General features: G+C 61.7%; 11 protein-coding genes. 4 read left to right on the top strand and 7 right to left on the bottom strand.

Annotated features, from left to right (window positions below; all coding sequences use genetic code 11):
• Positions 1–119: 119 nt before the first annotated feature.
• Genes QMX91_RS23965 through QMX91_RS23945 form a run of 5 tightly spaced genes read right to left on the bottom strand, consistent with a single transcriptional unit; the run spans position 120 to position 3,885 of the window.
• Entirely contained in the window at positions 120–1,109 is a 990-nt protein-coding gene (locus tag QMX91_RS23965) for a FecR family protein (RefSeq protein WP_134785469.1), read from the bottom strand.
• On the bottom strand, positions 1,106–1,672 hold the full coding sequence (locus QMX91_RS23960) for an RNA polymerase sigma factor (RefSeq protein WP_003221797.1): 567 nt from the start codon (positions 1,670–1,672) through the stop codon (positions 1,106–1,108). The genes QMX91_RS23965 and QMX91_RS23960 overlap by 4 nt, the downstream gene beginning before the upstream one ends.
• A 1-nt stretch (position 1,673) precedes the next feature.
• On the bottom strand, positions 1,674–2,000 hold the full coding sequence (locus QMX91_RS23955; RefSeq protein WP_134785468.1) for a DUF3325 domain-containing protein: 327 nt from the start codon (positions 1,998–2,000) through the stop codon (positions 1,674–1,676).
• Complete coding sequence (locus QMX91_RS23950; RefSeq protein WP_282413485.1) at positions 2,000–3,583, bottom strand: PepSY-associated TM helix domain-containing protein; 1,584 nt, start codon at positions 3,581–3,583, stop codon at positions 2,000–2,002. Before QMX91_RS23950 ends, QMX91_RS23955 begins: the two co-directional genes overlap by 1 nt.
• Positions 3,580–3,885, bottom strand: a complete 306-nt coding sequence (locus QMX91_RS23945) for a DUF3649 domain-containing protein (protein WP_007967542.1) — start codon at positions 3,883–3,885, stop codon at positions 3,580–3,582. The genes QMX91_RS23950 and QMX91_RS23945 overlap by 4 nt, the downstream gene beginning before the upstream one ends.
• Positions 3,886–4,063: 178 nt before the next feature.
• On the opposite strand from QMX91_RS23945, the gene QMX91_RS23940 reads away from it, so the two are divergent.
• From QMX91_RS23940 to fecA, 3 genes are all read left to right on the top strand, one after another.
• On the top strand, positions 4,064–4,552 hold the full coding sequence (locus QMX91_RS23940) for a sigma-70 family RNA polymerase sigma factor (protein WP_027610898.1): 489 nt from the start codon (positions 4,064–4,066) through the stop codon (positions 4,550–4,552).
• Positions 4,549–5,481, top strand: a complete 933-nt coding sequence (locus tag QMX91_RS23935) for a DUF4880 domain-containing protein (RefSeq protein ID WP_135294988.1) — start codon at positions 4,549–4,551, stop codon at positions 5,479–5,481. Before QMX91_RS23940 ends, QMX91_RS23935 begins: the two co-directional genes overlap by 4 nt.
• 208 nt (positions 5,482–5,689) lie before the next feature.
• On the top strand, positions 5,690–8,020 hold the full coding sequence (gene fecA, locus QMX91_RS23930; protein ID WP_282413484.1) for a TonB-dependent Fe(3+) dicitrate receptor FecA: 2,331 nt from the start codon (positions 5,690–5,692) through the stop codon (positions 8,018–8,020).
• 282 nt (positions 8,021–8,302) lie between these two features.
• On the opposite strand, the gene QMX91_RS23925 is transcribed toward fecA, so the two are convergent.
• Positions 8,303–8,707 (bottom strand): HPF/RaiA family ribosome-associated protein, encoded by a 405-nt coding sequence (locus QMX91_RS23925; protein ID WP_027610895.1) that lies wholly within the window; start codon positions 8,705–8,707, stop codon positions 8,303–8,305.
• Between the two features lie 200 nt (positions 8,708–8,907).
• Positions 8,908–9,855, bottom strand: a complete 948-nt coding sequence (locus QMX91_RS23920) for a LysR substrate-binding domain-containing protein (RefSeq protein WP_007914183.1) — start codon at positions 9,853–9,855, stop codon at positions 8,908–8,910.
• A gap of 135 nt (positions 9,856–9,990) precedes the next feature.
• Between QMX91_RS23920 and QMX91_RS23915 the strand changes: the two genes are divergently transcribed.
• Positions 9,991–11,367 (top strand): L-serine ammonia-lyase, encoded by a 1,377-nt coding sequence (locus QMX91_RS23915; protein WP_223008454.1) that lies wholly within the window; start codon positions 9,991–9,993, stop codon positions 11,365–11,367.
• Positions 11,368–11,461 lie beyond the last annotated feature (94 nt).

Genomic DNA, 11,461 nt, shown 5'->3' with positions numbered 1-11,461 from the left:
TAAAATATTTTTCGAGTGCAGTGTCGGTAGTTCTGACGCCTTCGCGAGCAAGCCCGCTCCCACATTCTGGAATGCATTCCCCTGTGGGAGCGGGCTTGCTCGCGAAGAGGCCAGTAGACCTAGCGCAAAATAATCAGATGCCCCAGCACCTGATGCTGCTCAAACCCCAGCACCCCTCGCAACGAACTCAGCACCGCCTGCGGATCCTTGCTCGGAAAACTGCCGCTGACCTTGCGCGCTGCCAGTTCATCATTGAGCACAACAATCCGTCCCGGGTAATAGCGCCGCAGATCCTCCACCACATCGGCCAGTGACGCCTTGTAGTAATTCAGCCAGCCCTGACGCCAAGCCAGTTGCGCCTCGCTGTCCACCGCGTGCAGTTTTTCCGCACTGCCCTGCCCGTAAGCCACTTGCTGGCCGGCGGTCAGAATCTGCTGTTGCGCGTTGCGATTCGCCGTCACGCCAACGCGCCCGGACAGCACCGTGACCTGCGCACCTGCGGGCTGCAGACGCACTTCGAATTGCGTGCCGAGCACCCGCGCCTCGCCCTTCTCCGCCGCGACCACAAACGGATCCCCCGTATGCGTGACACTGAAAAATCCGGCACCGCGGCGCAATTGCACATGCCGCTCGCCCTGACTGAAATCCACCGCGATGGCACTGTCGGCATCCAGCGTGACTTGCGATTGATCGGCCAGGGTCACGGTGCGGACTTCACCCGGCGCCGAGACGTAATCGGCACCGAGATCATCGATCCAGCGCTGCGGCTGCCAACCCGTGCCAAGGCTGATCATCAGCATCAGACACGCGGCCATCGCCAGCGCGCCCGACCAGCGCAGCAGCAGTAAACGACGCGGACGATCCATCGCATTGAGGTAGCCCTGCAACGCCAACGCCTCTTCATCGGCCAAGGTACGCGCCGGACTTTCGCTCAACTCCCAGAGCACTTGCGCCTGGGCGTAGGCCTCGGCGTGGGCCGGGTCGGCGCGCAGCCATTGGCTGAAGGTCAGTTGATCGCCGGTGCTCGGGCGGTCGTGCAGCAGGCTCAGCCAGGCGAGCGCGGCCTGCTCCTGAGCAGGCGTCGGGGTGACGCGGTCGGTGACTTTCACGGTGCTTTCCCTGGCAGACGTGGCGCGGGTTCGCGCAGGCTGGCCTTGCAGGCCTCGAGGGCGCGCATCATATGTTTTTCCACGGCGCTTTGGGACAGGCCCATGGCTTTGGCGATGTCTGCGTATTTGCGGCCGTGGATGCGATTGAGCAGGAAGATCTGCCGGGTGCGTTCGGGCAAGGCACGCAACGCCGCCTCGACATGGCGCAGATCATTGCCCGCTTCGAGCGCGGCTTGCGGTTCGCTGCCGTGACTGTCCGGCGCATCCGGTTGCCAGCCCTCATTGACCCGCACCCGCGTGCCTTCGCTGCGCAAGTGATCGATGGCGATGTTGCCGGCGCAGCGCAAAAGATAGGTGCTGAGTTCTTCGACCTGCACCAGCGGCCGTCGCCAGAAACGCAGAAACAGGTCCTGCACCAGATCCGCTGCCGTGGCCCGGCAGCCGACGCGCCGGTTGACCAGCGCTTCCATCTGCGAGCGCTGCGACAGGAACACCTGAAGAAAATGCGCACGCGCGCCGTGCGGTTCGTCGTCGCGGGATTCCGGGGGATGACCGATCAGCATGTCAGACCTGCGCCCAGGCAGCGACCGGACTGGCCAGCAGGCTCAACCCGGCCAGTGCGAGGGCCAGACGTGGGCGATACGGCAGCAACAGCACCAACGCCAAGGCGCTGAGCATGAGCACCGCGAACCAGTCGACCAGACCGAAACTCCAGCCGTGTTCAGCGACTGCCGCCCAAAGCGACAGCCCGAGCAACAGCCAACCGGCGAGTTTCAGACCCCGTGCGCGTCGCGCCGAGGGTTTGTTGCCGAGCAGTTCATCATGGTGCCGAGGCATCGACAGACACAGCGCGCTGAACGCGGCATAGCACAGCAACAACGCCAGCAACATCAGTTGACCTCCTGCTCAAGCGCGATCGGTCGCGGCTTTTCGCGGGATGTTTTTTTCACGCTGACGGCGCCGCCGGCACGCTGCATTTTCCATGCGGCCCAGCCGAGGAACAGACCTGCGCCCAGGCAAGTCAGATCGAAACCCGCCAGCGTCCAGTCACCTTGCGCCAGCGTTACCCCGAGATTCCACGGTGTGGTCAGATTGATCAGCGGCGCCGCGATAAACAGCACGGCAGCCAGCGCGAGCTGTTCGACCCAGGCCTTGCGCCCTTTGCGCAGCAACGCATGCACCACACTCAAAGCCCAGGCGATAAAAAACGCATTCACTTCCTGATCGGCGCGCCCGAGCAGATCTGTCGGCAACAGGCGATTGGCCAAAAAGAACACCGCCACCGCCAACACCAGCCCGGCCATGCTGGCGATGTTCAGCACTTCCACCAGACGCAATTCGAACGGCATCACGCCGCTCTTGGCGTGTTTGAGCTGGCGCTTGCCAAGCCAGATCACCAGCCCGGTGCCGATCATCGCGGTACTCGCCAGACCGCAGATGAAATACAGCCAGCGCAACGTCGCCCCGGCGAAGTGGCCCATGTGCAAACCGTAGAACGTGCCGCCGACTGCCATCGCCACTGGCTGCTCCGGGGTGCTGCCGAGGCGCTCGCCGGTGACGCCGTTGAACGTCACCGCGCGACCGAAATCGTGGACGACGCGGTCGCCACGGCGCGACAGCACCACCGAGGCATTCGCGTCCCCCGGATTGTTCACTGTCAGCCGCGCGGTGCTGCCTCCCGCCCACTGCTCGCTGGCCTTGGCCAGCAGTGGTGCCATCGGACTTAGCGGCGCCGCCCGGTTGGCTGGCTCAGGGGTCTTCGATGCCGGAAAAACTTCGTCGTAAAAGGCGCGCACGTCGCCGTTATAGGACACCAGAATGCTCGCCGGCATGACCATCGCCATGAAAATCACCAGGCTGCTGTAGGTGATCATCAAGTGAAACGGCAACACCAGCACGCCGACCGCGTTATGCCCGTCGAGCCATGAACGCTGGCCTTTGCGCGGGCGAAAGGTGAAGAAGTCCTTGAAGATTTTCTTGTGGGTGATGATGCCGGTGATCAGCCCGACGAACATCACCATCGCCGCCATCGTCGCCAGCCAGCGGCCCCATGGATAAGGCATTTGCAGCTGGAAATGGAAGCGGTAGAAGAACTCGCCGCCCAGGCTTTCGCGGGCCTGGACTTCACTGCCGGTCTGCGCGTCGAGTGTTCTGGATTCGAACTTGCCGCGCTCGCCCGGTGTGTTCGGCGCCTGCTGCCAGCGCACCGTCAGGCCGGGATCGCGGGCGTCGGGCAAGTCGATCAGCCAGCGCGAGGCGCCGGCGGCGTGTTGCTGCAGGTAACTTTGCGCCAGGGTCAGGCTCGCTTCGGCATTAATCGGCCGCGCGGGAATTTCCGGCTGCATCCAGTGGCTGATCTCATCCTTGAAATAGGCCAGCGTTCCGGTCAGAAAAATCGCAAACAGCAGCCAGCCGAACACCAGCCCCGTCCACGTGTGCAGCCAGGCCATCGACTGACGAAAGCCCTCTTTCATGCGTAACCCAAGCCCCGCGCGGCACCCGACACCGTCGCCAGAATCACGCTGGGCACCAGCAAACCGACCCACGCCGACCACGCCGTGCGGCAAGCGAAGCACCACAGCACCGCGACCAGATAGACCAGAAAGGAAATGGTCATACCGGTCACCACCGCTTCGGCGCGGCTCAACGGCAGCCACATCGTCAACGCGACACTGGCCAGCGCCGCGACCAGATAGCCGCCGAACACCGCCGCCAGCACCCGCGAAGTGACAGCCAGACGATAGGACATGGGAAGTGAGGCGAGTTTGCCTTTCATGTTTCGACCCTGAAACGAAAAAACGTCCGGCCAACGAGCCGAACCAACAGGCGAGCAATATTAATGATAAATATTCTCATACGCAAAAGCATCTGATTGCCGGACACCCTCGCCCGCCCCTACAATGCGAACAGTTCTTGTTCTCTAACGCATCGATCATGCGCCCGGAGTAATACCCTTGTCGTCCGCCCATCCCGTCGAATCGCTCTACCACGACCACCACAGCTGGCTCACCGGCTGGTTGCGGCGCAGACTCGGCTGCCCGGACAGCGCGGCGGATCTGGCGCAAGACACGTTCATCCGCGTGCTCAGCTCTCGCGAACCCGCAGTGATCATCGAGCCGCGCGCCTTCCTCACCACCCTCGCCAAACGCGTGCTGTTCAATCATTACCGTCGTCAGGATCTGGAACGCGCCTACCTCGACACGCTGGCGCAGATGCCGGAAATGGTTGCGCCATCGGAAGAAGACAAAGCGATCATCCTGCAAACCCTGATCGAGCTGGACCAGCTGCTCGATGGCTTGCCGCGTCTGGTCAAGCGCGCCTTTTTGCTGGCGCAGGTCGATGGCCTGACTTATCCGCAAATCGCCGCCGAGCTGAGCATCTCGGTGGCCACGGTCAAACGTCATCTGCACAAAGCCGCCCTGCGCTGCTATTTCGCCCTATGAACCGCGCTCCGGATTTCTCCGCGCAAGTGGCCGAACAGGCCGTGCACTGGCTGATGGAAATGCAGCAGGGGACGCTCTCCCCGCGTCAGCAACAAGCCTGGCAGCAATGGCTGGACGCCCACAGCGAACATCGTCGGGCGTGGGAACACATGCAGCGGGTCAACCAGCGCTTGCGCGGCGTGGCTTCGCCATTGGCCCATGCCGCGTTGAACGGGCAGAAGTCTTCCAGTCGCCGTCAGGCGCTCAAATTGCTGCTGCTTCTCGGTGCCGGTTCAGCCGTCACTTGGGGCATGCGCGAGCACAATCCGCTGCCGACGCTGCTCGCCGATTACCGCAGTCCGCTGGGGGAGCGCCGCAAAGTTACGCTGGGTGCGGGCAGCCAGTTGCAGCTCAACACCGCGAGCGCAGCGGACGTGGACAGCACGCAACGGCTGATTAGTCTGCTGGAGGGCGAGATTCTGCTCAGCACCGTACAAGCGTTCGAAGTGCGCACGGCACAAGGGCTGTTGAGAACCGCTGCTGCCCGGCTCAACGTCCGGCAATTTGCCGATCGTACGCAGGTGGCGCTGTTTGAAGGCCAGGTCGAATTGACCCGCCACGAGCACGCACCGATGTGGCTGCCCGTCGCCCGTCAGCTGAGTTTCAGCGCCACTTCGGTCAGCGAAGCCAAGCCACTGGACGCCAACAGCGGCGCCTGGGCCGACGGCATGTTGATCGCCGCGCACATGCGCCTGGGCGATTTTCTTGAAGAGCTCAGCCGCTACCGTCGCGGCCAGTTGCATTGCGATGCGAAAGTGGCTGACCTGCTGATCTCCGGGACCTATCCACTGGACGACAGCGAGCGGATTCTTGATCTGCTGCAAATCAGTCTGCCGGTGAAAGTGCGGCGCTTTACCCGCTATTGGGTCAGCGTCGAGGCCCGGGTTTAAAACAAAACTGTGGCGAGGGAGCTTGCTCCCGCTGGCCTGCGCAGCAGGCCCTCAATACAGGGGCCGCTTTGCGCCCCAACGGGGAGCAAGCTCCCTCGCCACAAAATCAGTCATGCAAAAAATATTCGTAAACCGTGAGCCGTTTTTCAGATCTGGCGTGACAGAGAAGGAAAGCCCCTTTGATTCAACCTTCTCAGGATCACCCTTCATGCACCCCACCCGCCTCACGCCACTGGCCCGTCGCCTGCGCAACCTCATACTGGGCGCCAGCCTGAGCTTCAGCGCCCTGCCGGTCATGGCTGCCGAAACCAAGGTTTACCACATCGCTCCGGCATCGCTGGAAAACGCCCTCAACCAGTTTGGTCGTGAAGCCGGCGTGCTGATTTCCTTTGGCTCGCAAGTCACCAGCGGTGTGCAAAGCCGTGGCCTCGAAGGCAGCTACAGCGCTGCACAAGGTCTCGATGCGCTGCTCGAAGGCACCGGCCTGCAAGCTCGCGCCGAGGGCAACAATGCCTTCAGCCTGCAACCGGTCGGCGACACGGCGCTGGAGCTGGACACCTCGAAAGTCGTCGGTGACTGGCTCGGTGAAGCGGCGCAGGTCAACGTGTTCGAACACCCCGGCGCCCGCGACGTGATCCGCCGCGAAGATTTTGAACGGCAGGGCGCGACTCAGGCGCGCGATGTGCTCAACCGCATCCCCGGGGTCAATGCCCCGGAAAACAACGGCACCGGCAGCCACGACATGGCGCTGAACTTCGGCATTCGCGGTCTCAATCCGCGCCTGGCCGCGCGCTCGACCGTACTGATGGACGGCATTCCCGTGCCGTTCGCACCGTACGGCCAACCGCAGTTGTCGTTTGCGCCGATCAGCATGGGCAACATGGATGCCGTGGACGTGGTGCGTGGCGGCGGCGCCGTGCGTTACGGCCCGCAGAACGTCGGTGGCGTGGTCAACTTCGTGACCCGCGCCATTCCCGACGCGCCGACGGTCAAGGGTGGCTTCCAGACGGAGACCAGCCCGTCGTCGAGCCATGACGGCTTCAAAACCAGCGCCAACCTGCTGGCCGGCGGCACCAACGAAAATGGTCTGGGCGGCGCGCTGCTTTACTCCGGCACCCGTGGCGGTGACTGGCGTGAACACAGCGACAGCGAAATCGACGACCTGATCCTCAAGGGCAAATACCAGCTCGACGAGGCCAACAGCTTCAACGCCATGGCCCAGTATTACGAAGGCAAGGCCGACATGCCCGGCGGCCTCAGCGTCGCCGATTACGACGCCGATCCGTATCAGTCGACGCGCCTGAAAGACCAGTTCTGGGGTCGCCGCACAATGTTCAACTTCGGCTATCGCTATCAGGAAGATCGCCGCGAATTCACCGCCAACACTTTCTTCACCAAGACCCTGCGCAGCGGTTATCTGGATCAGGGCAGTTTCCTCTCGCTGTCACCGCGCGAGTATTGGGTGCGCGGTTTCGAAACGCGTTTCGCCCAGGGCTTCGACCTCGGCCCGACCAGCCATGAAGTCGGCGTCGGTTACCGCTACATCAACGAGGCCGGCCACGAGTTGCGCTATCGCACGCCGATCAGCAGCAACCAATACCCGACTACCGACAGCCGCAACGACCGCGACACCCGCGGTGGCACCGAAGCCAATGCGTTGTTCGTCGACGATCGCATCGACATCGGCAAATGGACCATCACTCCGGGCGTGCGCTACGAGATGATCGAGTCGCAGCAGACCAACAACCTGACCGACGTCAAATACAAGGGCGACTACAACACCGCGCTGCCGGCGCTGAACGTGCTGTATCACCTGAGCGACAGCTGGAATCTGTACGCCAACACCGAAGGTTCGTTCGGCAGCGTGCAATACAGTCAGATGCCCAACCGTGTGAGCAGCGGCGAAGTCAAACCGGAGAAGGCCCGCACCTGGGAACTCGGAACCCGTTATGACAACGGCACCCTGCGCGCGGAAATCGGTGCGTTCCTGATCAACTTCGACAACCAGTACGAAAGCAACCAGACCAACGATTCGGTGATCGCCCGAGGCGAGACCCGCCATCAGGGCATCGAGACCAGCGTCAACTACGCGCTGGATGACTTGAGCCCGGCACTCGCCGGTTTCGATGTGTACGCCACTTATGCCTATGTTGACGCGACCATCCGTGAGGACGGGCCGAACAAGGGCAATCGCGTGCCGTTCTCGTCGAAACACAAAGGCACGATTGGCGTCGGTTATACCGAGGGCCCGTGGAAACTCAACGTCGACAGCAGCTTCCAGAGCGACCAGTTCGCCGACAATGCCAACACCTCCAGGGAAAGCGCCGACGGCAGCACCGGCAAGATCCCCGGTTACATGCTGTTCAGCAGCCGCGCCGGTTATGACTTCGGCCCGCAATTGTCGGATCTGAACGTGGCGGTGGGGGTGAAGAACATTTTCAACACCCAGTATTTCACCCGCTCGTTTGATGACAACAATAAAGGCAAGTACGTGGGTGAACCGCGCACGGTGTACGTGCAAACCACCCTCGCGTTCTGAGATTGAAAAAACCCTCACCCTAACCCTCTCCCAAGGGAGAGGAGACTGATTGCGGGATGCTTGCGAAGTACGCCGACCTGATTCTACTTTGCCGAATCCATAGTCGAGTCGGTCTTTCAGGTCGATGTTTCACGTCAGACACCTCGGTCGGCCCCCTCTCCCGGAGGGAGAGGGCTGGGGTGAGGGGCCGCTTTCTGATGCCCTGCGCAAAAAACGCCACAAACAAAAACGGGCCTGCTTGCGCAGGCCCGTTCTCATGGGGTGGCTTGAAAAATCAGCGTATCAACTGTTGATCGCTGCCTGTTCGTTCTCGAGAAATTCTTCCTCCAGCAGTGCATCATTCGCCTTGCTGAATGGCACGATGGCGGCGCGAGGTTTGCCTCGCAGTTTGCCAAACAGGTGCTCCAGCGCGTGTTCCAGTTTTTCGGCTGCACCGTCGATCGCCTGTTCCAGCGAATCGGCTTTGTGGGTGACGGAAATCGGTTGATGGCCTTTTGGCCGCGCTTCCAGTTGGCAGCGCAAGTCATGGGGACCTGGTTTGTCGCCGTTCTCGTCGCTCAGGTGGACTTCGACACGGGTCAGGTCTTCTTCATAACGTTCGAGCGTGCTCTCAATAGTTGTACGTACCCACTCCTCCAGTCGCTTACTGCTTTGAATATGGTTATCGCTGTTGACTTGGATTTGCATAGTTCATCCCTTATTTCAGCTAGCTCGCCAGAGGCCTTGAATTGGATTTCCTGACCTCCTGGTTACAACAATCGGCCCGACCGACGAACATTTCAACCCCTGAAAAAAGATAAATATTCATTCGCAAAAAAAGCCGGACAACCGGGCAAGTCACTGGTAAGGTCGGGAGTTGGGTCGCTTCGCAACCCTGCAAAATCTGCTCACAATTGCCCGTCGTTCAACGGGTGCAAGCTGCGGAAAATCCCCGCCTCCTCCACCAGCCAGTCATGCACCGCGCGCACGCCCGGATGGCTCAAGGCCCCCGGCGCATACAGCAGCACGTAGCGTTTGTGGTTGGGCACCGACAGGCCGAACGGCACAATCAACGTCCCGCGCTCCAGTTCATCGTTGAGCAACGTGCGCCGGGCAATCGCCACGCCCATACCGGCGATCGCCGCTTCGATGGTCAGGTGATTGCGATTGAACGTGTGCCCACGCCGTACGTCGGCGCCTTCAAAGCCAATCGCGTTCAGATAAAACTCCCATTCCGCATATTCATAACTGCCCCGCCAGGCGGTGATGTCGTGCAACAACGGGAAATGCACCAAGTCCGCCGGCCCATGCAGCGGCGGACGCCCGCGCAGCAAACTCGGCGCGCAAACCGGGAAAATCTGCTCATCGAGCAAGGCTGTGGATAACAGCCCCGGATAACTGCCGTCATTCAGGTCAATCGCCAGATCGAAATCGCCCTCGTGCAACGGCACGCTGCTGTCCTCGGCCACCAGCCGTAACTGGATGTCCGGATAACGCTGTTGCAGACGCGGCAAACGCGGGGTCAGCCATTTGCTGAGGAACGACGGAATCGAACGCACCCGCAGAATCCCGCTGATCATCCCGGCATCCAGACGACGCAATTCAGCATCGATGCTGCCATAGGCCTCGTTAACCGTGATGGCCAGTCGCTGGCCTTCCGCACTCAACTCCACGCCCCGCGCCCGTCGGTGGAACAGGCGAAAACCCAGTCGCTCTTCCAGCTGGCGAATCTGCTGGCTGACCGCCCCCGGAGTGATGTGCAGCTCTTCAGCGCAACGGGTGAACGACAGGTGCCGCGCGGCACAGGAAAACACCTGCAGCCAGACGTAGGTCTGGGCATGCAATTGACGACTCATTGTTTAGTCCTGCTAAAGGCTTACTTAGGAAATTTCGTTAGTCACGTAGGACCGAGGTAGGCAGTATCGCCGACATTGCGCTTGTCCTACAAAAAATGGCAGCGATTCCTACTCCATTGCTTGTAAGGGTTTAGCATGGCTATCAGTGTTTTCGATCTATTCAAAGTCGGCATCGGTCCGTCCAGTTCCCACACCGTCGGCCCGATGCGCGCCGCCGCGACCTTCGCCCAGGCGCTGATCGAGCAACGCTTGCTCAACGATGTGCGTCGCGTGGAAATCCGTTTGTACGGTTCGCTGTCGGCCACCGGCGTCGGCCACGCCACCGACCGCGCGACGGTCATGGGCCTGATGGGCGAATGGCCGGACAGCATCGATCCGGCGACCATCGATCCACGCATCCAGCAACTGCGCGAAAGCGGCGTGTTGCTGCTGGCCGGCCAGAGAGAAATTTCCTTCAACTGGCAGCACGATCTCCTGCTGCTCGACGAAAGCCTGCCCTACCACCCCAACGCCATGTCGCTGACAGCCTTTGGCGAAAGCGCCGAGCTGTTTACGCAAACGTACTACTCGATTGGCGGCGGTTTCATCATCGAAGCCGCGGAGGCCGAGTCCGGTGTGGCACCGGCCGGCGACGTGGTGCTGCCGTTCGATTTTTCCAGCGCTGCCGAACTGCTGAACCTGTGCAGGCAGCACAATTTGCGCGTGTCGGAACTGATGATGGCCAACGAACGGGCCTGGCGCAGCGACGCTGAAATCCGTAACGGCCTGCTGCACATCTGGTCGGTGATGCGCGAGTGTGTCGAACAGGGTCTGCGCCACGAAGGCATCCTGCCCGGTGGGCTGAACGTGCCGCGCCGCGCGGCGAAATTGCACCGCAGCCTGCTGGAAATCGGCAAGCCGAATGTCATCAGTTCGACGCTGTCGGCGATGGAGTGGGTCAACCTGTTCGCCCTCGCCGTCAACGAAGAGAACGCTGCCGGCGGGCGCATGGTGACCGCGCCGACCAATGGCGCGGCCGGGATCATTCCGGCCGTTCTGCACTACTACATGAAATTCAATCCGGACGCGTCTGACGAGGACGTCGTCGCTTTCTTCATGGGCGCCGCCGCCGTCGGCATTCTGTGTAAGAAAAATGCCTCGATCTCCGGCGCCGAAGTCGGCTGCCAGGGCGAAGTCGGTTCGGCCTGCGCCATGGCCGCGGCGGGCCTCGCTGAAGTGCTCGGCGCAACCCCGGAGCAACTGGAAAACGCCGCTGAAATCGGCCTGGAACACAACCTCGGCCTGACCTGCGACCCGGTCGGCGGCCTGGTGCAGGTGCCGTGTATCGAACGCAATGCCATCGCCGCGGTGAAGGCGATCAACGCCACGCAAATGGCCCTGCGCGGCGACGGCAAACACTTCATTTCCCTCGACCGGGTAATCCGCACCATGCGCGATACCGGCGCCGACATGCACGACAAATACAAAGAGACTTCACGGGGCGGCCTGGCTGTGAACTGGGTGGAATGCTGACGCGCATTGCCTGACCGTCCCGGCGGGCCGCAACTTGCGGCCCGCCAACCGTGAGCCCGCGCAAAAATAATAAACAGGCAAAAACGATGACCGA

The sequence above is a fragment of the Pseudomonas sp. PS01299 genome (genome assembly GCF_029960145.1).
In the GTDB taxonomy this organism is placed as follows: domain Bacteria; phylum Pseudomonadota; class Gammaproteobacteria; order Pseudomonadales; family Pseudomonadaceae; genus Aquipseudomonas; species Aquipseudomonas putida_A.
Note: the sequence above shows the minus strand (reverse complement) of the source record. Positions and strands in the feature narration are given on the sequence as shown.

Excerpts from the sequence above, each read along its gene's own strand:
- QMX91_RS23960 (WP_003221797.1), bottom strand. The coding sequence starts at position 1,672 with ATGCTGATCGGTCATCCCCCGGAATCCCGCGACGACGAACCGCACGGC.
- QMX91_RS23955 (WP_134785468.1), bottom strand. The coding sequence starts at position 2,000 with ATGTTGCTGGCGTTGTTGCTGTGCTATGCCGCGTTCAGCGCGCTGTGT.
- QMX91_RS23950 (WP_282413485.1), bottom strand. The coding sequence starts at position 3,583 with ATGAAAGAGGGCTTTCGTCAGTCGATGGCCTGGCTGCACACGTGGACG.
- QMX91_RS23945 (WP_007967542.1), bottom strand. The coding sequence starts at position 3,885 with ATGAAAGGCAAACTCGCCTCACTTCCCATGTCCTATCGTCTGGCTGTC.
- QMX91_RS23935 (WP_135294988.1), top strand. The coding sequence starts at position 4,549 with ATGAACCGCGCTCCGGATTTCTCCGCGCAAGTGGCCGAACAGGCCGTG.
- fecA (WP_282413484.1), top strand. The coding sequence starts at position 5,690 with ATGCACCCCACCCGCCTCACGCCACTGGCCCGTCGCCTGCGCAACCTC.
- QMX91_RS23925 (WP_027610895.1), bottom strand. The coding sequence starts at position 8,707 with ATGCAAATCCAAGTCAACAGCGATAACCATATTCAAAGCAGTAAGCGA.
- QMX91_RS23920 (WP_007914183.1), bottom strand. The coding sequence starts at position 9,855 with ATGAGTCGTCAATTGCATGCCCAGACCTACGTCTGGCTGCAGGTGTTT.
- QMX91_RS23915 (WP_223008454.1), top strand. The coding sequence starts at position 9,991 with ATGGCTATCAGTGTTTTCGATCTATTCAAAGTCGGCATCGGTCCGTCC.